The organism is Aerococcus sp. NPDC058936, from assembly GCF_042741995.1.
Taxonomy (GTDB): Bacteria; Bacillota; Bacilli; order Lactobacillales; family Aerococcaceae; genus Aerococcus.
In genome coordinates this window covers 31,508-51,625 of record NZ_JBHYKZ010000006.1, presented here as the reverse complement: position 1 = coordinate 51,625, position 20,118 = coordinate 31,508, and the positions used below count along the sequence as shown (strand labels likewise).

The 20,118-nt window shown below is 37.6% G+C and carries 17 protein-coding genes; 13 read left to right on the top strand and 4 right to left on the bottom strand.

Features of this window, described 5'->3' with window-relative positions; all coding sequences use genetic code 11:
* Positions 1-417: 417 nt before the first annotated feature.
* The 9 genes from ACFW0C_RS05920 to ACFW0C_RS05880 all read left to right on the top strand — a co-directional run bounded on the left by ACFW0C_RS05920 (position 418) and on the right by ACFW0C_RS05880 (position 12,412).
* A complete protein-coding gene (locus ACFW0C_RS05920; RefSeq protein ID WP_378106198.1) occupies positions 418-1,158 on the top strand; it encodes a type II CAAX prenyl endopeptidase Rce1 family protein in 741 nt (246 codons plus the stop codon).
* 379 nt (positions 1,159-1,537) lie between these two features.
* On the top strand, positions 1,538-3,058 hold the full coding sequence (locus ACFW0C_RS05915) for a LysM peptidoglycan-binding domain-containing protein (RefSeq protein ID WP_378106197.1): 1,521 nt from the start codon (positions 1,538-1,540) through the stop codon (positions 3,056-3,058).
* A 214-nt stretch (positions 3,059-3,272) separates the two neighbouring features.
* On the top strand, positions 3,273-3,989 hold the full coding sequence (yycF, locus tag ACFW0C_RS05910) for a response regulator YycF (RefSeq protein WP_378106196.1): 717 nt from the start codon (positions 3,273-3,275) through the stop codon (positions 3,987-3,989).
* 9 nt (positions 3,990-3,998) lie between these two features.
* Positions 3,999-5,894 (top strand): cell wall metabolism sensor histidine kinase WalK, encoded by a 1,896-nt coding sequence (gene walK / locus ACFW0C_RS05905; RefSeq protein ID WP_378106194.1) that lies wholly within the window; start codon positions 3,999-4,001, stop codon positions 5,892-5,894.
* The gene (locus ACFW0C_RS05900; protein ID WP_378106192.1) at positions 5,881-7,443 is read left to right on the top strand and encodes a hypothetical protein; all 1,563 of its coding nucleotides are present in this window, start codon (positions 5,881-5,883) and stop codon (positions 7,441-7,443) included. Before walK ends, ACFW0C_RS05900 begins: the two co-directional genes overlap by 14 nt.
* A 2-nt stretch (positions 7,444-7,445) precedes the next feature.
* Entirely contained in the window at positions 7,446-8,267 is an 822-nt protein-coding gene (locus ACFW0C_RS05895) for a two-component system regulatory protein YycI (RefSeq protein WP_378106190.1), read from the top strand.
* A gap of 18 nt (positions 8,268-8,285) precedes the next feature.
* Positions 8,286-10,070: a DUF2207 domain-containing protein gene (locus ACFW0C_RS05890; RefSeq protein WP_378106188.1), complete on the top strand. Its 1,785-nt coding sequence runs from the start codon at positions 8,286-8,288 to the stop codon at positions 10,068-10,070.
* Positions 10,071-10,128: 58 nt separating this feature from the next.
* On the top strand, positions 10,129-10,944 hold the full coding sequence (locus ACFW0C_RS05885; protein ID WP_378106187.1) for an MBL fold metallo-hydrolase: 816 nt from the start codon (positions 10,129-10,131) through the stop codon (positions 10,942-10,944).
* A gap of 112 nt (positions 10,945-11,056) precedes the next feature.
* On the top strand, positions 11,057-12,412 hold the full coding sequence (locus ACFW0C_RS05880; RefSeq protein ID WP_378106185.1) for a S1C family serine protease: 1,356 nt from the start codon (positions 11,057-11,059) through the stop codon (positions 12,410-12,412).
* Between the two features lie 895 nt (positions 12,413-13,307).
* Here the strand turns inward: ACFW0C_RS05880 and ACFW0C_RS05875 are convergent.
* A complete protein-coding gene (locus ACFW0C_RS05875) occupies positions 13,308-13,982 on the bottom strand; it encodes a potassium channel family protein (RefSeq protein WP_378106183.1) in 675 nt (224 codons plus the stop codon).
* Positions 13,983-13,992: 10 nt separating this feature from the next.
* Positions 13,993-15,363 carry a TrkH family potassium uptake protein gene (locus ACFW0C_RS05870; RefSeq protein ID WP_378106181.1) on the bottom strand — a complete coding sequence of 457 codons (1,371 nt, stop codon included), beginning with the start codon at positions 15,361-15,363 and terminating at the stop codon, positions 13,993-13,995.
* Between the two features lie 197 nt (positions 15,364-15,560).
* On the opposite strand from ACFW0C_RS05870, the gene rlmH reads away from it, so the two are divergent.
* The 4 genes from rlmH to ACFW0C_RS05850 all read left to right on the top strand — a co-directional run bounded on the left by rlmH (position 15,561) and on the right by ACFW0C_RS05850 (position 17,938).
* Entirely contained in the window at positions 15,561-16,040 is a 480-nt protein-coding gene (gene rlmH / locus ACFW0C_RS05865) for a 23S rRNA (pseudouridine(1915)-N(3))-methyltransferase RlmH (protein WP_016896373.1), read from the top strand.
* Positions 16,041-16,122: 82 nt separating this feature from the next.
* Positions 16,123-16,938 (top strand): hypothetical protein, encoded by an 816-nt coding sequence (locus ACFW0C_RS05860; RefSeq protein WP_378106179.1) that lies wholly within the window; start codon positions 16,123-16,125, stop codon positions 16,936-16,938.
* Positions 16,939-17,353: 415 nt separating this feature from the next.
* Positions 17,354-17,611 (top strand): hypothetical protein, encoded by a 258-nt coding sequence (locus tag ACFW0C_RS05855; protein ID WP_378106177.1) that lies wholly within the window; start codon positions 17,354-17,356, stop codon positions 17,609-17,611.
* A gap of 15 nt (positions 17,612-17,626) precedes the next feature.
* Positions 17,627-17,938 (top strand): Fic family protein, encoded by a 312-nt coding sequence (locus ACFW0C_RS05850; RefSeq protein WP_378106176.1) that lies wholly within the window; start codon positions 17,627-17,629, stop codon positions 17,936-17,938.
* Between the two features lie 139 nt (positions 17,939-18,077).
* Here the strand turns inward: ACFW0C_RS05850 and ACFW0C_RS05845 are convergent, their stop codons facing one another.
* Positions 18,078-18,986 (bottom strand): UbiA family prenyltransferase, encoded by a 909-nt coding sequence (locus tag ACFW0C_RS05845; protein WP_378106175.1) that lies wholly within the window; start codon positions 18,984-18,986, stop codon positions 18,078-18,080.
* 12 nt (positions 18,987-18,998) lie between these two features.
* Complete coding sequence (locus ACFW0C_RS05840) at positions 18,999-19,985, bottom strand: polyprenyl synthetase family protein (RefSeq protein ID WP_378106173.1); 987 nt, start codon at positions 19,983-19,985, stop codon at positions 18,999-19,001.
* Positions 19,986-20,118 lie beyond the last annotated feature (133 nt).

Here is a 20,118-nt window from a genome sequence, read left to right as displayed (position 1 = left end):
CTATGGCTTAACTCGGAAATCTAGCGCACTGCAAATAAAACAATTAGAACTAGAAATGGGAAGAGGTAAAAAACTCTTCCTATTTTAATTTACCCAAGGATTGAATGAATACTTATTAAAGAGAGGCTATGTTTTCAGTGCTACAGTTTTTTCTAACACTTATTTTCATATTATTGTCACTACTACAATTACATATGCTTCTAACTACATTGCCACAGATTTAAGTATCCTTTCGCTTGTTAATGGTTATTAGTTTTTGAAAGTAAATGCACTAGTCTAGTGAATTTACTTTTCAGGTATGATAAGGTTAGGGTAATTTATTTTGATTTAAAAAATAAGTAAGTCTTTTATTAAGTCTTTTATTAAGTCTTTTATATAGAAGAAAGTTTTCATTAACAAAAAAGTTAGGGGTATTATATGGGGAAAAGGAAGAATCGAAATACGGATGCTTATTACCAAAATCCAACTAGACAGAAGTGGACGGGTTGGATAGTTGGCGCGGCTAAGGTTGTTTTGTGGATGATTGCTTATACTTTAATGGTTTCGGTTCCTCAATTATACGTCATGTTTGCTAGCTATTTGGATAATACCTGGTTAACGATATTGGGTATTTTAAGTATTGTTTATATGTTTGCTGTGAGCTATTGGTTTTATCGCCGATACCAAAAGCAAAATCCAGAAAACGTTGTGGGTTTAACTTGGGATGATATTCTAAAGGACTTAGCCATTTTCGCAGGTGTTTTAGCCTTTAAGATAATTATGTCACTCATTATGGCTAGTATGTACGGCGTAGAGACGACAGTAAATGATGATATGATTTTTGGTTTGCTAGGTAGTAATAGCAATATCCTAGTGGCCTTAAACCTGGGCTTAACCGTGATTACTATGGCCCCAGTGATGGAGGAAATCATTTTCCGCGGTATGATTAGTAAAGGGATGTTTAAGGATAGTTTCTTCACTGCAGCTATTATCATCTCTTCAATCTTCTTTTCAAGTATGCATCTTTCTGGAAACATCATTTCTTTCATTATTTATGCCGGAATTGGGGCAGGTTGTTTCATGGCTTACTGGCGGAAGAAAAATATTAATGATGCCATCTTTATTCATTTCTTGAATAATGTACCGGGTGCAATCGTGATTATATTTGGTTTATTTTAGGAAAATTTATTTGAATAGTGCCTCTTTGAAGCGTGTTGATGAGATATCGATACTACTTTAAAGAGGTTTTTTAACATTTATTGCATCTAATATTACATTATTGTTACAGAGATATGGCGTTTATATTTAAAATAGAAATCTTTAATTTGAATTTAAGAATTTCTTAAAAGATTGATTTATTAACCTTTTTTAAAGTTTTTAAATAATATTTTTGTGATCTTAGTTCAAATAAGGTGAAATTTATTAGCGAAATGTAGCGTAAAAATAAGGATTTGCGTAAGAAAGAGTAAATGATTTGTAACCTGATTGTTACGGAAAATTGCAGTTTGCTTGTATATAATAGCTATTGTAATTAGAAATTTCAGGGGGTAGAAATTTAATGAAGTTTTCAGTAAAAAGAATGGTAGGGACATCGTTAGCGACGTCAGCGGCTTTAGCAGCCTTTGCAACCACTAATGTTTCAGCAGACGAAGTATATACAATTGAAACGGGAGATACTTTAACTGCTATTTCACGTAAATTTGATTTATCAATCGCTGACTTATTAGAAGTGAACACAATTGATAACCAAGATTTAATTATCGCAGGTCACGCTTTAAATATTCCAACTGTTGATGCGCCAGTAGTAGCAAGCACTAAACGTGTAGCAGATGCAACTAACGTATATACAGTTGTTGCAGGCGATACTTTAAACAAAATCGCTGCAGATTTTGATACAACAGCACAAAACTTACGTGATTTAAATGGTATTTCAGGTGACTTGATTTTAGTTGGTCAACAATTAAAAGTTCAAGGTGAAGTAGCTCAGGAAACAACAGTAGAACAAACAGCTTCTGTAGCTGAAGAAACAGTTGAAACAGAAGTAGAAGCTACTCCAGTAGTAGAAGCAACTGTTAACAACTATGTAGCAGACGAAAATGGTAACTACACTGTAGTTGCTGGCGACTCTATCAACAAAATTGCAGGTCAATTTGGCGTTTCAGCGTCTGAATTACGTGCACAAAACAACTTAACATCTGACTTGATCTTAGTAGGTCAATCATTAGCTATTCCTGGCTTAGCTGCAACACCTGCTGTTGAAGAAGCACCAGCAGTAGAAGAGACTGAGGCAGTTGCTGAAGTAGCACCAGTATTAGAAGAAACAGAAGTAGTTGCTGAAGTAGCACCAGTTGCAAATACAGTAGAAGAAACTGAAACTGCTGACGCAGAAATCGAAGCACAAGTTGCGGCTGAAGAAGCACTAGCAGCCGAAGAAGAAGCGCAAGCAGCAGCAGACGCACAATCGGCAGCTGAAGCAGAAGCAGCGGCTCAAGAGCAAGCAGACGCAGAAGCAGCAGCGCAAGCGGCAGCCGAAGCAGAGGCAGCAGCTCAAGCACAAGCAGCGGCGGAAGCAGAGGCAGCAGCTCAAGCACAAGCGGCAGCAGACGCACAAGCAGCGGCGGAAGCAGAGGCAGCAGCTCAAGCACAAGCGGCGGCGGAAGCAGAGGCAGCAGCACAAGCTGAAGCAGAAGCAGCGGCTCAAGCGCAGACTGGTAACGTAACAGCATTATTAAACAATGCGTACGCACAAGTGGGTGTACCTTATGTATGGGGTGGTAAAACACCATCAGGTTTTGACTGTTCAGGTTTCGTAAACTATGTTTACAAACAAACTTACGGCGTAAACGTTGGTAGCTACACTGGTGAACAACAATACGCTGGTCCAAGAATCTCAGTTTCATCTGCACAACCAGGCGACTTAATTTTCTGGGGTTCATATGGTTCTCCATACCACGTAGCGATTTCATTAGGTAATGGACAATACATCCATTCACAACGTCCCGGAGAAACAGTTCACTCAGAATCAATCAACCCATACTGGGCACCATCATTTGCTGTAAGTATGGCTGCTTATAACTAAGCAATCTTTTAAATATGAAATAGAAAAGGTCGAGATGATTACCCCCCTCGGCCTTTTTTTATTAGAAAAATTTGGTATCAAAAGTGTATGTCAATAGCTATGAAAGCCCTTTTGTAGGCATTATTGGCAATTCCATCTAAAGGTGTTAAAATAAGGTGATAAGTTCTAGCTAAATTTCCAAGATCGGATGTTCACAATCAAGGAGAGCAAATAAATGAAAAAAATATTAATCGTCGACGATGAGAAACCAATCTCAGATATTATATCCTTCAACTTAAAAAACGAAGGTTATGAAATAGACACTGCCTATGATGGGCAACAAGCTTTAGAAAAATTCGTATCATTCCAACCCGACCTAGTGGTCTTAGATTTGATGTTACCAAAAATTGACGGGCTAGAAGTCTGCCGTCAAATTCGTAAAGACAGCCAAGTGCCAATCATTATGCTAACGGCTAAAGATAGTGAAATTGATAAGGTATTGGGGCTTGAATTAGGGGCGGACGATTACGTGACCAAACCATTCTCAAACCGTGAGTTAATGGCACGCGTAAAAGCCAATATCCGACGTACTGCGGTAGTTTCTGAACCAGTAGCAGCTGATGAGGTGACGGAGAAAGACAATATTATTGAAATTGGCGATTTATTGATCCATGAGGATGAGTATATTGCTTCTAAAAATGGGGAAGATGTTGAATTAACACACCGTGAGTTTGAGTTGCTACATTATCTTTCACAACATATTAACCAAGTAATGACCAGGGAGCACTTGCTTCAAACGGTTTGGGGTTACGATTATTTTGGTGACGTTCGTACAGTGGATGTGACTGTTAGACGGTTACGCGAAAAAATCGAAGAAAATCCAAGTCATCCTAAGATTTTAATCACTAGACGGGGCGTTGGGTATTTCCTTAAAATTCCAACCCAAGAATAGAGGTCAGTCATGCCAAAAACAAGGAAGAAATCTGGGATTCCTTTTTTCAAATCTATCCATTTTAAAATACCTGTTATTTTTATATTAACGCTGCTAATTTCGCTCCAAATTGTCGGAGCGTATTTTATTCGTTCACTAGAAACGGAAATGTTAACGTCTTTTGATGACCAAGTAACGAGTCAGACCACGTTTATCATTGATAATATTCAGACGGTGATGGAAGATGAAGATTTGAATGAGGATGAGAAAGAGACGCAGGTGAATTCAATCTTGCGTCGTTTTAATAATGATAGTGTATTAGAAATTCAATTATTCGATAGCAATGGTTTCTTATTAGCTACTTCAAACCCCACTTCGCAAGCCTATATTGGGCAAAGAACCGTGGATGAGGATATAGAAGAAACGTTATATACAGGTATTCGTAGTGAAACGTCAGGCTATGATTCCAATCAAGAAATCCGCATCAAAAAATTTGTGACACCAATTTTTTCTACAGCATCTTCAGGTGCCATGATTGGTATTTTAAATGTGACTGCAAATCTAGAGACTATCTATAGTCAGATTCAAAATATTATGTCTCTATTCTTAATTGCATCAGGTATTTCACTTGTGTTTACGACAGGATTAGCGGTGTTAATCTCTAGTCAGATCATCAATCCGCTACAAAAAATGCGCGATCAAACCAAGCAAATTGCTGAAGGAAACTATTCAACTACTTTGGATATCAATTCAGAAGATGAGATTGGGCAGTTGGCAGAATCTATCAATTACCTATCTGTTCGTGTGGGGGATGCACAAGATCTAACAGAAGCAGAGCGGCAACGATTGGATTCAGTCCTGCGTCATATGACGGATGGGGTTATCGCCACCGACCGACGCGGAAAAATTACCATTATAAATGACCGGTCATTGAGTATTTTGAATAAGACACAAGAAGAAGTGATTGGGGAATCTATTATTGAAGCCCTAGACCTTTCTGACCGTTTCTCATTTAGAGAGTTATTTGACCAACATGAATCTATCCTATTAAATTATGCAAATGATGATGGGGAAACAATTATTCGCGCTGAGTATTCAGTTATTCAACGAGAATCTGGCTTTATTTCCGGTTTGGTTTGGGTATTAACGGATATTACGGAACATGAAAAAATTGAACGTGACCGTAAGCAATTCGTTTCAAATATTTCTCACGAGTTGCGTACACCACTAACGAGTGTGCGTTCTTACAGTGAAGCATTGGTAGACGGGGCCATTAAAGATGAAAAAGTAGCGGTAGAATTCTTGAATGTTATTCAAACTGAAACTGATCGTATGATTCGGATGATTTCAGACTTACTACATCTTTCTAGAATGGACGCCAAGCAACAGGTGATTAACCGAGAGTTGATTATTTTCAAAGACTTGGTGAATCATATCTTAGATCGTTTTGACATGATGCTTCAATCGGAAAATTATGAAGGTAAAAATTATATTATTAAACGTGAATTAATGGAAGAAGAGGTCTGGGTAGAAATTGACCAAGATAAGTTAATTCAAGTTATCGATAATATTATGAATAACGCTATTAAATACTCGCCAGATGGTGGGACAATCTATGTGCGTTTAATGTCTACACATAACCAACTGGTTTTAAGTATTCAAGACCAAGGGTTAGGTATCCCTCAAGAATCTATTCCACATTTATTTGACCGTTTCTACCGGGTAGATAAGGCGCGTTCACGTGCTCAAGGTGGTAGTGGGTTAGGTTTATCTATCGCAAAAGAAGAAATTGAATTGCATAACGGGACAATTTGGGTAAATTCAATTGAAAACAAAGGAACGACATTCTTTATCTCACTTCCATTTGAGGAGTTTGATAGTGATGATTGGGCTGGGGAGGATGAATGGGCCGATGAAGCAGAATAAATGGAATTGGATCCTTCATGCGATACTTGTCATACTAGCACTTGTATCGGTTGCTGCTTCAGTCAGCAACCTCTATGGGCCTAGTGCCTTAAATGCCTTGTTTAGTCAGGATGGTCAAGAAAATAATGGGGAAACCACTACTGAATTGAATAACATGGCGATTTCTAATGAAACAACAGACGGAAATTCGACTGAAGAAGTTGAAATTACAGCGTCACAGACCTTAATTTTACATAGTGAGGTGGATGAATACGTAGCAATCGATAATATGTCAGCAGTGAAAGAGCTAAAACATGTTGCCGCAGGATTTGACTATGATAGTGAAAACGAAGAAGATTCTGCCTATAATATTCGCAACTACGTCCAAACTCAACCCTATATTGAAGATAAATTGAACAATGAAACACCGATTAACTTGTTAATTGCAGATACGTCTAGACTGCCTGAAGAATTACAGGAAATTGTAATCACTTCTTATATTTATATTATGGAAACCAATGAAGTCTATCTATTGAATGATGTGACTGATACGGCCTATTCGTTGACTATTTCAGATAATGTAGATGATGTAATGGCCGAAGTCCATGATTATTTATCTTCATATGAAGACTTAATGCAACCAGTTTTGCCAGTTACCCTAGCCAATGGAGTGTCTTATATATCAAAAGATGCACAAGAAATTGAACGGTTCACTTATTTACAAGAGCGTCAACCAACAACTTACTTCTTGAATCATTTCTTTGAAACACCAGAAGATATTCATGACTATTCAATGAATAATATTTCACGCTATTATACAGAAGGTCGTCAGTTAACGATCAATATGGAAACTTTTGAAGTATTCTTGTTACAAGATAATACGGAAGCGGAAGAAACGAATTTAAACCAACAAATTGAGGTCACATCAGCTGCCATGGCGGATATTTTAGCTGACCAAACATCATGGTTGTATGCAGAAGCTAATGGTGACGATGGAAGAGAGATGATCACTTATCGTAAGTATGTGAATTCACTGCCGGTTTTTGGGAATAATTACGTCTCAAAAGCACAGTTTGCCATGTCTGGTGATACCATTCAAAATATTTATATGTCTGCTTTGACTATTCAAACTCAGGTGACTGATTTATCAGAATCTTATACGGTGATGTCAGGTGCGGACGCTTTGGATTTACTGAATAATGCAGGTTATCCTAATGAGGACATTTCGGAATTGGTCTTAGGCTATCGTTGGGTACAGAATCCTGAAACGAGCCGCCTAGTAGAATTAATCCCTTCTTGGCATATTCAAATTGGTAGTAAGTGGTTTATGCTTGAAGATTTAATTGACATGAGTCAGTATCCATCACTGCAGACTACGTATACTGAATCTGGTGAGGTCGTTGATTTATCTCTTTATTTTGACAATCTAGGCCAACAGGTGAGTGAGGAAGAAGTGAAGACTCAGTTAAACGAAAGTATCTCGGAATCTTTTTCTTCTGATGTAGACGAAAATGATTATTCTCAATTTTTGAACCCGCCATTATCAGATAGTGACGAGGAGGAGAGCTAGCAATGAATTTTAAAAAAGTAGAAATCATTTTTATTCTAGCTTTCCTGATTTTAGATGTATTTCTGATGAATATTTTTATGAGTAAGTATGTGTGGACATCGAATCAAGCGATTGAAAATCAGTCAGTGGATATTGTGAAAGAATTTAAAGCCAATGATATTCAATATGATGAGATTTCAGATGAGATTTTGCGGATTCCTTTTATTAGGACCTTAAATACTACCTTAGATGAAGACGATGTGTTAGCTGTCACAGAAGACACGCAAAGTGTTGAAGTAAATGCCAATCAAATTTTAGGACAGATTAATACGCCCATTCAATTGGAAGGGGTTACTAGTGAAACACCAGCAGGAGAACTTTCTGATTCTGCCTTAACTAGCTTGAATCAATTTATCAATAGTGAAATTTATCAAGGAAGCCAATATCGGTTTATTAGCTATGATAAGAATGCAGGTAGGGTCACTTACATGCAAGAAACGGCATCGGGTGCAGTGATTGCGGATGGGACTGGGGAAATTGTGTTCCAGGTGAATGATGATTTTGCAGTCTACGCCTATGACCAGACGATTGTTGGTGGTACGGCGACTCAAGGTGAGGAACGGACGGTCATTAGTGAACAACAAGCCCTTGAAAATGCCTATTTAAACAACAGTATTCCAGAAGAATCAACGATTGTGCGTTCATTCTTATCATACCGGGTGACCCTAGTGCTTGATGAAATGACACTCTACCATCCAGTGTGGACCCTATTGATTCGCACGAATGAAGGGACGACGCAGCGTGTATTTGTAGATGGTATCAATGGGGCAATTATGACCCAATAATTGGAAAGAGGACGATTCATGTTTCAAAATTATCAAGAAAACGTCAGTGACCGCTGGCACCAGTTTACGATTATCCTAGTCAGCTTAGTGGCGATGTTCCTTTTTGAGGGGGATAAGACTGGCGTACAAGCGGAGGTGTCGGTGAGTGAATATACGGCGACTGTGAATGTGCAAGCTGATGGGACCATGCAACAAGAGGAGACGATTGGTTTTGATGTGAAGGGGACGGTTGAGGAATTTAACCACAGGATTGCCCTGACGGATATGAGCAAGTTGGCCAGTCTTGGCGTGGATATGAAGAGTGTGTCGGCGGATGCTTATTTCACTTTTGTGGAGAGTGATTCAAATGAAGTGGGGACTTTTACGGTTTCTACTGCCAATGATCAAGCGGCGGACATCACCATCTATAATACGGTGACGGATGCACCACATATTACCCAGGTTTCAGCGACGATTTCAGATGCCTGGACCAATTATTCAGAGTGGTCAATTTTAAAGAACAGCTTTCTAGCATTACCCTATGACGTCGATCAAGCCACTTTAACTGTCACATTCCCGCAAGCCGTTCCGGAAGACCAATCTGATTTAATCATTTCAGTTCCTGGCAGAACGGATTTGCAATGGGCTGAAGATAGAAAATCATTTACAATCACAGTGGATAACTTAAAAGCTGATGAAAGCGTGGCCCTTCAAATGTATATGCCAGTGTCCATTCTACCTGATAACCAAAAGGTCGGGGCGAATTCTGAAGGCCAATCTACTATTGAAAGTATGCAGGCTAGCCAAGAAGCAGCGACTAGTTTACAAAAACGGCAAACCATGCAAATCTGGGCTGTGGCGGGGACTTTATTTGTCTTAATTTTTGCTTATACCATTTATTTATACATGAAGAAGCGCCAAATTGTGATTGCGGTGACGAATAAGAAAGACTTTATGGCGAGTCAACCCAATGCTTACGGTCCGCAAACAGTGGCTCGGTTAATGGGCAAAGGGTATTCGGACCATCAAAAGATTGTCTTGTTAGTCTTAGAGATGATTGAAGCAAAAGTTTTGGCGGCGCATTTTGAAGTTAATAAACGTGGTCAATTAGCGGATATTCAAGTATCGACCTTGAAACAGGAAGTCAACCACCCAGCAGGTCAATTATTATTAACGAGGCTCCAAAAAAATACCCAATCCAGTCGTGATGTGGTTTCTTTAAATGACTTAGTCTTTAACAATACGGGCAAGGTAACGATGCTGTCACGCTTTGGCCGAAAATTAGTCCGTAAGATTAACCAAGTAGCTAAACAACCCTTAACTAAAGACGGTGTTTATAGTAAAATGAATCAAGTTTACATGGCTATTCTAACCCTTTATATGGTAGCATGGTTATTTGGAACAGGTTTCGTGATTTACTGGCAATTGCAGCTGCAAACTTTAAATGTATGGGCTTTGTTATTGCTGGTTGCCAGCGTAGCTTTGGTTGCCCTTTTACAAAGAAATGTCTTACCAATGCGGAGTGAAAAAGGAGTATCCCTATTCAAGCTGTGGCAGGGCTATTTGAAGGGCATCGGCAGCCAGTTAATGAATCCGGATGCTTGGGGTCGTCAATCTGCAGAATGGTTGGACCATCAATATTTATATGCTTGGGTGGCAGGGTCTAATGTGAAGGTTGCTAAGGCGCTGGAACAAGAGGCGCAGGTTGTCCAGTTACCTTTGATGGGTTCGGCACAAGCGATTGACCATTTACAGTTAGGGAAATTGAAGTGGCAACCACAGGCTGAGGAAGTTTCGGATGATGACGTCCTGAATAGTCGGTGACAAGATGAAGAATAATAAATTAAAAAATAACAGTATTTAGATCTAGAAGGAGGCAATCATGGAGACTGCACAAAATGATTTTACAATGCGTGTTTCCATGCTCGGCAGTAGCTCTAGCGGAAACGCTACTTATATTGAAACCCCTAAGCGGAAGATTTTAGTGGACGCAGGATTTAGTGGGAAAAAGATGAAGGAATTGTTAGCCGGCATTAACCGCGATATCAATGAGATTGATAGTTTATTTATTACGCATGAACATTCAGACCATATCAAGGGGATGGGGGTTCTAGCGCGTAAGTACGATTTAAATGTCTATGCTAATGAGGCGACCTGGCAAGCAATTGGGAGTAAGGTTGGGGTTATCCCAGTAGAAAAACAGCATGTCATGGAGCAAGGTGATATACTAACTTTAGGCGATGTGGATATTGTGTCTTATGGTGTGAGTCATGATGCTGCTGAACCGCAGTTTTATGCCTTTCAAAAGGATAACCGCCAGTTTACGATTTTAACGGATACTGGTTATGTGAGTGACCGGTTAATTGGCTTGTTGAAGAATTCAGATGGTTATTTAATCGAGTCCAACCATGATTTGGATATGTTGCGGATGGGTGCTTATCCATGGTCTTTAAAACAACGTATCCTTGGTGATGAGGGCCATTTATCAAACGATGCCGGTGCTCAAGCCATGATTGATATGATTGGGGATAAAACCAAACGTATCTACCTAGGCCATTTATCTAAAGAAAATAATATGAAGTCGATTGCACATCAAACATGTGTATCCAAAATGGTTCAGGCTGATCTTGGTGTTCATGAGCAATTTGAAGTATATGATACCAATCCAGACAAGCCAACAAGCTTGTTTACCTTATAAATTTTAAAAATATTTATAGAATCGCCTGTAAAAAGTCATAAACAATTCAAATATACCTACTATAATCAAAGTGTTAAGAGTCTAATATAAAAAAATCGAGGGAGATGAGCAAATGTCTCAGTCAAATGATCCAAATAATTTAAATGACCAGTCATCAGTGGATAACCAAAATGATGAACCAATTAAAAACCCAAATGAACCACATAGGCCTGAAAAGAAAGAACGTAAATTGACCGCCTTACAATCAGGCTTAATTGGTGGTGCAGTTGCTGCTGTGTTAATTTCTGGTGTGGGCTATGCTGTGACTACTGCCAATGATACGGATGATCAGATTTCAACAGAAGAAGTGCAATCGATTGTAGATGAGGCAGTTGCTAGTGCGCAAGCTGATAATACTGCTTCTTCAGTCCAATCGACTTCACTTGATGTGACTACGGATGTTTCTGAAACTGTAGCGAATGTACAAGATTCAGTTGTTTCTGTTGTGAACATGACAGAGTCGGTTTCAACGTATGACTTATTCGGATTTACTTCACCAACTCAAGACGAATCTACAACAGAGTCTTCAGAATTAGAAACTTCTTCTGAGGGTTCAGGTGTTGTCTACAAGGTTGATGGGGACACTGCTTATGTTGTCACTAATAACCACGTAATTGACGGGGCAGATGCGATTAATATTATTATGGCTGATGGTACCCAAGTTGAGGCTGAAGTGGTTGGTTCTGATCCATGGACTGACTTAGCGGTATTGAAGATTTCTTCAGATGTTGTGACAACAGTTGCTGAATTTGGGGATTCTGATAGCTTGAAAGTAGGGGAACCTGCGATTGCAATTGGTTCACCTTTAGGTTCTGAGTATGCGACAACTGTAACGCAAGGGATTATCTCTGGTTTAGACCGTTCTGTAGCTGTTGATATTAACGGTGATGGTACATCTGACTGGGTGGCTAATGTTATCCAAACAGATGCGGCGATTAACCCAGGTAACTCTGGTGGTGCTTTACTAAATGCTGCTGGACAAGTGATTGGGATCAACTCGATGAAGGTATCAAGTGACCAAGTAGAAGGTATGGGCTTTGCTATTCCAGCATCTCAAGTCCAAACTATTATTACTGAACTTGAGGCAAATGGTGAAATCGTTCGACCTGAGTTGGGTGTATCTATGGTTGACTTAAACCGCGTTTCATTAGATTACCAATCTCAAAACCTACAATTACCGGATGATGTTGAAGGTGGTGTCTACATCGCAGAAGTTGTGGCTGGTTCAGGTGCTGAAGCTGCAGGCTTGCAAGCGGATGATGTTGTTGTAGAATTTGCTGGTGAAGCAGTGACTGACTCAGCGTCATTGCGTCAAGTCTTGTACCAACAAGAATCTGATGCAAGTGTGGAAGTATCTTTCTACCGTAATGGTGAATTACAAACAGCGACAGTACAATTGCAACCACAAAATTCAAGTACAGTAAGCTAGAAAGTAAAAGATCTAACTTTTTAAAGATATAAAAGATAAAGAGATACTGTAAGCCTGCTACTTACGCTTTATCGATCATTGCCCTAAAGAGCAGTGGATAAGAAATGAGTCAAGGTCTAATTATACTTTGTCTGACTATTTATTGTGTAAGGTCTAAGACCCACGAACTGATATAGGTCATAGGTAAGCCACACCCTGGATTCACATTGCTAAGGTATGGTAGGTAAGCTTCAGCCTCAGGGCATATCTCGTTTTAAATATTTCTACTATCTAACAATAGTCGATATATATGCAACTAAGCTCAACCTATAATCGGGTTGGGCTTTTTCTTTGCCGCTCGTTCTTGATGATTCTTGCTGTGTAATAGTTATCGTTAAATACTTACAACTGGTTCAACAATTTGAAACAGGTGTCACTTGTAATGTCAGTGCATCTTGTTACTCTAGCCGTAAGTTGGGGATGGTGTTTTAAAGCAGCTATCAACTGAGGGAAACATCTTTTACATAATGGAGAAGAGGTGAACCTGGTTTACTTTTTGCTTAATGAAGTTAGTTTTATTGTGTGTTAAAGATAACATGATTGCTAGATAAAATATTAATCCTATTCTGGGGGGGAATTTTTTACTTATCCCCACATTTTATCCACAATCGTGTGGATAAGGTGGGTGAATTGTGGGCAAGTTCATGATACTGGTTAAAACATTGTGGTATAGGCTTTGTGAATTGTGAATGTATCTGTGGATAATGGGGATAAGTTGGTGGATCGGTTACCTTTTTTGCTAAAAGGTTGATAAATCAAGTTTGTGTCTTGTGGAGATTGTGGATACTTTTGCTAGATTCTTGGTAATAAAAAAGGCTGAGGCCTGCGCCCCAACCTAAAAGTTGTATAGGGACTATTAACGAATTTCACGTAAATAGTCAGCTTTTTCAAATTTATCAGTATTAGCAATAGCGACATAGATATCATCGGCTTGGATGATATAGTCAGCAGGAAATGTTGTAGTTAATGCTTCACGGCGACGTTTGCGAATACCTATGATATTGATGTCATAGCGTTGTCGTGTATTTAGTGAAGTTAATGATTTGCCAACCCATTCTTCTGGCGCACGGAATTCGACAAGTGAAGTTTTATCGTCTAAATTAATGACTTCTTCAATTGTATTATGATTCATACGACGCGCAATTTGAACACCGGATTCTTTTTCTGGTTGTACAATGGTATCTACACCTAGCGCTTCTAAAACTTTACGATTTGTTTTATTTTTAACCTTACAGATGATGTGGTTGATACCTAATTCTTTTGCATTAATAACACCTAATACAGAAGCTTCAAGGTTGGTACCTGTAGAAATAACAATCGCATCACATTGGCCAAAGCCAAGGTTTCGCATATATTCTATATCAGTAAAGTCACCAACTGAACCAACTGATAAGTAACCATCTAAACGGTTTACATTTTTTTCATCTAGATCACAAGCGATGATTTCAACGCCGCTTTCGGATAATTCTTTAGCGATTGTAGAACCAAAAATACCTAAACCTAAAATACCTACTAAATTCATTTTTCCCATTTTATAACACCTATCCTATTAAAATATTTGTGCTTGTATATTTAATATCACGTTTTTTATCTTGTTTACTTGGTAATAAAGAAAGGAACATAGTCATTGGACCAATCCGTCCCATAAACATTAATGCCATTAAAATAATGTGGCTAGCCATAGAAAGCGTTGGTGTTAAATTGGCTGTTACACCAACGGTTGCAAACGCAGAAATAGTTTCAAATAGTATATATAAGAAATCCACTTGAGGATCAAAAGTTAAGATTAAACCAGAACCGACAATCAATAAAGTGGTATATAGTAAGAAAATAACAAATGCCTGACGTAATAGTTTTGCTGGAATCGTGTGTTTATCAAAGTTGATAAATTCTTTTTGTCTAATCTCTGCAATAGCTAGCATTAATACTAAAGCAAATGTTGTTGTTTTTAAACCACCAGCTGTACCACCAGGGCTACCACCGATAAACATGGTAACAACGAACACCAATATACTAACAGGGTGTGCCAGTGTATAATCAATAGATGCAAATCCTGCAGTACGCATAGTAACCGTTTGGAAAACAGCAGTCATGAATTTGTTACCAATAGACATCTTTCCAATCGTATCAGGATTGTTCCACTCAAAAGCGAGAAATAGAAAGGTACCTAATGTAATAATTAGGATGGTCATTTTTAAAGCCAATTTAGTATGTGGGCGCAATTGACGGATCGCCTTTTTTAAAGCAGATTTTGGTATATTTCGGTCGAATTTCTTCATTTGGTTAGCCACATCAAACCAAACTGAAAATCCTATACCTCCAAGAATGATAAGAGAAATAATGGTCCAATTAACCACTGGCTGTGTCTGTAACCCTATCATAGAAGAATTTCCTAATGGGTCAAACCCAGCATTACAGAAGGCAGAGATGGCCATAAAGATACTTAGAAAAGTACCTCGTTGTAAACCGTATGTAGGAATGAAATAAGTGGCGAATAGTAAAGCACCAATAAACTCAATAATGAATGTATAGTGAAAAATTCTACGTAGCCAGTTAGAAATATTATTTAATGAACTATTGTTTAAAGCGCCAGATACCGCAACTTGATCACGAATGCGAACATTTTGGCCAATCCTAAAATAAATTAACGAGATGAAGGTCATTAAGCCCAAACCACCGATTTGGATTAACATCAACATGATAACTTGACCAAAGGTATTGTAGGTATCAAAAATTGATTCAATCCACAATCCAGTTACACATACCGCAGAAACAGCAATAAATAGATGGTCAAAGTATGTCGCATCTGAAGTGGATGTCTGGCTAATCGGTAGACTCAGTAATAATGATCCTATGATGATGACGACAGCAAATGACAAAGCAATCTTTTTGGCACTAGATAATTGACTCACCGGTTTTAGAAAATAATCCAGTGCCCGATATATTAAATTAATTGTGATAACCTCCCATAAAATTTGATGACTTTAAGAAATTTTAAGATTCATTTTTCAAATACGATTAATTATAAACACTTTAGCAGAAAAATCTAGTAGAATAAAAAATAAAAAAGTTAATAACGAAATATTTGCATGATAGGAGTTATTTTTGCATGTTAATTAAAATTATCTCAGTTGGTAAATTGAAAGAAAAATACCTAAAACAAGGCATTGAAGAGTATAGCAAGCGCCTTTCGCGCTATACAAAGATTGAAATTATTGAAGTGAAAGACGAACCAACAAAAGAAAACGCTAGTGAATCGGAAGATGAAATGGTGAAGGATGCGGAAGGTGAACGTATCTTGAATAAAATAAAACCGGATGATTATGTTTATCTGCTAGCAATTAACGGACAAATGCTGTCCTCACCAGAATTAGCTAAATCAATGCAGAGTCAAATGACCCGAGGGAAATCAACTTTAGTTTTTGTGATTGGTGGATCCTTAGGTACGAGTAGTGCAGTCAACCAGCGGGCAAATCAAGCCGTTTCTTTTGGCAAAATGACCTTACCTCACCAATTGATGCGCTTAGTGTTAACAGAACAAATTTATCGCGCCTTTAGAATACAAAATAATGAGCCATATCATAAATAAATGAGGTTTTTACGAGAATGACAGTATATTTAAAAGCTACGTTGAAAGTGAAAAAATACAACAAGTTTTAAGGAGGGAAACCTTGTATACGTTAAACAACTTAAGAAAGAAGTTAGTTACTCAGAAAATAACTGAAGAAGAATATGAATTATTGAAAGATTTTAATGAAGATTTCCAAAAGTATGCAAATATTTATGATTGTTTCTTCAATGTAATGAAGTCTTTAGAGGAGCTTAATACATTTAATGAAGGTGCTAAGTACGATGATAAAATTACTTTAAATATACTATATGCTGAATATAAATATCTTATATATAAATACATTTTATTTACTAGACAGTTAGTCGACAATATGAAATCTTTTGGTGCCCAAATTAAGAATGAGAATATAAAAACGATAATAAAAGAATATGAAAAAAAGGACGAGAGTCAATTCTTGAAAGTATTGAGAGATTTTGGACAACATTTTTCATTACCAATAACTAATTTCTCAAAAGAAATTGATATTGTTAGCGGTGAAATAACATGTGAGTTGATAATTGAAAAGAATCATCTTGAAAAAAATAAAGGAAAGAACGATAAAAACGATAAATATATTAGCAGTATAGAGCTAGAGGAAATTAATGTATTAAACTATTTACCTGAATGGGAGAAAAACATTTTAGACTTGTTTAGTATAGTCACTAAAGAATTTTGTCTTTCAATTGATAAGAATACCACTAAAATATTAAGAGAGTACTTTCAACCGCACAAGGATGGAGATTACTTCTTTTCTCCTGATTCAATTAGTTTGGGCGAAGATGTAGGGGGATCGTTCTATTCAAAAGAAACATTCTATTTTGATGAAAATGCTATGTTGATAATGGTTTCAATAATTAATACTATTGATAATCAGTAAAAAGGTCTATTACGTGAGTGAATCTATGTAGTATGATAAGGAATATATACTGTTAATCAAAAAGATATGTGAAATAACTTTACGTTGATTAAAAACCACAGAGACAAACGATACGGAAAGTCATATCATAAGTAAGGTAAAAGAGTGAAGTCTACTCGTTGAGACCATTTCATTCCGATTTTTCAACAAAGACATTGTATGAAAAGTTAAATCGACTAATAGATTGTAAAGATATTGAGTAGTAAACTATTTACTAAAGGGGGCCTGAAAATAATTGTTTAATCAAATCGATAAAAAAAAGCAACAGCTGGATGCTAATACACCTTGACCTGAATATTCTTTACAAAGTTGAAGAGAAAAATTATTCTTAGAATGTACATATAACTCCAACGCTATTGAAGGCAATACATTAACGATGAATGAAACGAAAATAGTTCTTGAGGGGATAACAGTTGGCGGAAAAACAATGCGAGAGCATTTAGAAGTCCTGAATCACCAAGAGGCCATCCTTTACGTTGAGGAGGTTATTCGTAAACAAGATCCTTTTTCTCAAAGCCAAATTAAAAACCTGCATCAGTTGGTGTTAAAAGTGATAAATGATCGATATGCAGGAATATATCGGGATCAGCAAGTCTTTATTTCAGGTGCCAGTCATACACCGCCGCCACCCTGAAAAATCTCAGAACAAATGGAACACTTAATTGAATGTTATGATAATGAAGCCCAGGAAATGCATCCAATCGTTCGCAGGTCGATTTTACACATTATTTTTGTAGGTATTCATCCTTTTATTGACGGAAATGGACGAACTGCAAGATTATTATTAAATTTAGAGTTGATGAAATCAGGTTACCCACCTGTGATTATACGTGTTGAGAATCGCCTAGATTATTACAACGCACTAGATAAGGCTTGTTCAACTGAGGATTATAGAGATTTTATAGAACTCGTTTCTAAAGAAGTAGAAGTATCCTTTGATTTATATTTAAATGTGTTATAAATAGTGATAGGAATGTCCAGGGATGTTTAAATCTGTAAATTATGCTTTATGAACAAGAAAACTAGTGATTGTCTGAAGAAGCAAACTCTTCAGACAATCACTGGTTTTTATTTACTTTAAAACATTTTCAAAGAAATCATCAAATACCCAGCCAAGCGCCTATAAAGAAGGTAAGAATGAGTGGAATAGGAATGACAAGAGAATTATAAATGGTCGTCAGAAAAGTTGTCTCTTTATCTTGTTTATTCATAAAGATGCGGATGTTCTTTGAAATGTATGGGAAAGTCAACAAGGACAACGTCACAAACCTTGGAAATGTCCCAAAAACAATCGATAAAATGATGGCGATATAACCAGCATAATAAAGGGATTTAAAAACAACGAGCGCTTTATCTATGCCGATATGATAAGGCAGCGTAAAGCGGCCATCTTCTATATCTTCTTCTAAATCACAAATGTTATTAGCGAGTGAGACGGACATCACCGTAATCGCTGTGGGGATGGACGCAATGATGAGCTTAATGATGGTCAGCCAATCAAATGAAATAACGTTAAATGCATTCACATAAAAAAGGGCGGTAAAAATCCCAAAGCCATATACCAGCCCGATGAAGAAATCACCGAATGGCGTGCTTGAGATAGGAATAGGACCAAAGGTATAAAGAACACCAATCAACATCCCTCCCAAGAGGATGTATAACAAGAAAAAAGATGTTTGAAGAACTAAGAATAATCCAATAATTAGGGCAATAGCACCAGTAAGATAATAAGCTGACCGCACATTTTTAAGAGGAATCTTTTCTTTACCTAATATCATTTTTTGAGCAGAGTCCGCCTGCTTATTCTCTGCGACGTAATAATCTAAGTAATTATCGCGAAGACTGATAGCCAGCTGAAAGAGACCAACGGTAAGTAAACCTAAAAGTGAGAACCCTAGATGGAAAGTTTCATAATTGTACCAGGCATACAAGATGCCCATAAATCCAGGAAAAAAACTGGTTGTGGCGTATTCCATTTGAGAAAGTAAGACATACTGTTTGAGGGTCATAACGGTCTCCTTTTAAAATTCTCTTGTGAGTAGTTTTTTAGTTAATGAATACAATACCTTTTTTTCAGGATGGCTGGGAAGCGTCTCAATAGATGCTAAAGCTTTATCAATGTATGTATTTGCAATAGCGTATGCGCGTTCGATGCATTCATTGTCGTGCAGTAAAGTAACTAAAGCGGCTAGATCACTGTCCGATAAGTGTTCACCCTTTTTCAACAGAGGGAGAAAGGCTTCGTCTGTTTCCAAGCCTAAAATGAGCGGAAGGGTATAAATCCCTTGTTTGACATCATTCAAAACAGGCTTTGCTAGAATTTCAGGGGATTGGGTGTAATCCAGAATGTCATCTAGCATCTGAAAAGCGATTCCGATATTTTGACCAATCGACCGACTTTGCTCAATAATCTCAGGGTCGCATTGTCCAAAATAAGCCCCTTCGTAACAACTTAATTCAAACAGCTGGGCTGTTTTTCCTTTAATACTTTTCAAATAGTCTTCGTAGGTGATATCTGTATTATAGACATTTGTCATTTGATTGATTTCACCCAATAATACTTGCTTCATCGATAGTGTGTTTAATTTGATGATTTTGATTGAGTCCGTCGCATCCGCCAATAAATCAAAATATACCGCGAGCAATAAATCACCTGTATAAACAGCCACATCTTTCCCATATTTGGATTGGACCGTTTCCATGCCGCGGCGCATTTTCGAATCGTCTATGATGTCGTCATGAATAAGCGTAGCGAGATGAAGGACCTCAGTAGACGCAGCGGCAGCGATAATGTTGTTATGCGTATCTTCAGGGGCGTTGCCTAATTGTGAAAAAAGAAAAAAATAAGCTGGTCTCAGTAATTTTCCTTGTTGCTCTATCAAATCAGTAACAGTTTTTTCAATGTCCTTATTTTCAATCGTTATTTTTTCTATAATTAATTCAAGGCACTCTTGTAAAAGGCTTTGAATGTGAGGATAGTTGTTCCACATGGGATGCGTTTTTACCATACCGGGCTCCTTTATGAATCGCTGATACACTGGTTCTTCTATTTTATTCTTTGATTTATAATTATACTTAAAATAATTATAAAGTCGCACTAGAATGCTCAGCAAATTTTCTAAATGGGCAGAAAAATTAGTG

Coding starts and splice junctions, on each gene's coding strand:
- ACFW0C_RS05855 (WP_378106177.1), top strand. CDS start 17,354: ATGAATGAAACGAAAATAGTTCTTGAGGGGATAACAGTTGGCGGAAAA.
- ACFW0C_RS05915 (WP_378106197.1), top strand. CDS start 1,538: ATGAAGTTTTCAGTAAAAAGAATGGTAGGGACATCGTTAGCGACGTCA.
- walK (WP_378106194.1), top strand. CDS start 3,999: ATGCCAAAAACAAGGAAGAAATCTGGGATTCCTTTTTTCAAATCTATC.
- ACFW0C_RS05840 (WP_378106173.1), bottom strand. CDS start 19,985: ATGGTAAAAACGCATCCCATGTGGAACAACTATCCTCACATTCAAAGC.
- ACFW0C_RS05850 (WP_378106176.1), top strand. CDS start 17,627: ATGGAACACTTAATTGAATGTTATGATAATGAAGCCCAGGAAATGCAT.
- ACFW0C_RS05895 (WP_378106190.1), top strand. CDS start 7,446: ATGAATTTTAAAAAAGTAGAAATCATTTTTATTCTAGCTTTCCTGATT.
- ACFW0C_RS05900 (WP_378106192.1), top strand. CDS start 5,881: ATGAAGCAGAATAAATGGAATTGGATCCTTCATGCGATACTTGTCATA.
- ACFW0C_RS05885 (WP_378106187.1), top strand. CDS start 10,129: ATGGAGACTGCACAAAATGATTTTACAATGCGTGTTTCCATGCTCGGC.
- ACFW0C_RS05875 (WP_378106183.1), bottom strand. CDS start 13,982: ATGGGAAAAATGAATTTAGTAGGTATTTTAGGTTTAGGTATTTTTGGT.
- ACFW0C_RS05920 (WP_378106198.1), top strand. CDS start 418: ATGGGGAAAAGGAAGAATCGAAATACGGATGCTTATTACCAAAATCCA.
- rlmH (WP_016896373.1), top strand. CDS start 15,561: ATGTTAATTAAAATTATCTCAGTTGGTAAATTGAAAGAAAAATACCTA.
- ACFW0C_RS05890 (WP_378106188.1), top strand. CDS start 8,286: ATGTTTCAAAATTATCAAGAAAACGTCAGTGACCGCTGGCACCAGTTT.
- yycF (WP_378106196.1), top strand. CDS start 3,273: ATGAAAAAAATATTAATCGTCGACGATGAGAAACCAATCTCAGATATT.
- ACFW0C_RS05845 (WP_378106175.1), bottom strand. CDS start 18,986: ATGACCCTCAAACAGTATGTCTTACTTTCTCAAATGGAATACGCCACA.
- ACFW0C_RS05880 (WP_378106185.1), top strand. CDS start 11,057: ATGTCTCAGTCAAATGATCCAAATAATTTAAATGACCAGTCATCAGTG.